Annotated in this window: 4 tRNA genes; all 4 read right to left on the minus strand. The window is 55.9% G+C overall.

From position 1 onward, the window contains the following. Position 1 precedes the first annotated feature (1 nt). The 4 genes from ACTJKA_RS20010 to ACTJKA_RS20025 all read right to left on the minus strand — a co-directional run bounded on the left by ACTJKA_RS20010 (position 2) and on the right by ACTJKA_RS20025 (position 355). Positions 2 to 94: transfer RNA gene (locus ACTJKA_RS20010), tRNA-Ser, on the minus strand. Between the two features lie 7 nt (positions 95 to 101). After that, positions 102 to 178: transfer RNA gene (locus ACTJKA_RS20015), tRNA-Ile, on the minus strand. 4 nt (positions 179 to 182) lie between these two features. Further along, positions 183 to 256: transfer RNA gene (locus ACTJKA_RS20020), tRNA-Met, on the minus strand. Positions 257 to 282: 26 nt separating this feature from the next. After that, positions 283 to 355: transfer RNA gene (locus ACTJKA_RS20025), tRNA-Ala, on the minus strand. Positions 356 to 379: the final 24 nt, after the last annotated feature.

Raw genomic sequence — 379 nt, forward strand, 5'->3', positions numbered from 1 at the left:
ATGGCGGAGGAAGAGGGATTCGAACCCCCGCGGGCTTTGACACCCCTGTCGGTTTTCAAGACCGATCCCTTCAGCCGGACTTGGGTATTCCTCCGTATAGATGGTGGACCTTGTAGGACTCGAACCTACGACCGGACGGTTATGAGCCGTCTGCTCTAACCAACTGAGCTAAAGGTCCTTTATAGCGGCGGAGGGGATCGAACCCCCGACCTCACGGGTATGAACCGTACGCTCTAGCCAGCTGAGCTACACCGCCATGATATAAAATAATCTTTTGAAAAGTGGAGCCTAGCGGGATCGAACCGCTGACCTCCTGCGTGCAAGGCAGGCGCTCTCCCAGCTGAGCTAAGGCCCCATAAAAGATGGTCGGGAAGACAGG

Source organism: Bacillus sp. 22190 (genome assembly GCF_052045575.1).
In the GTDB taxonomy this organism is placed as follows: Bacteria; Bacillota; Bacilli; order Bacillales; family Bacillaceae; genus Bacillus; species Bacillus altitudinis.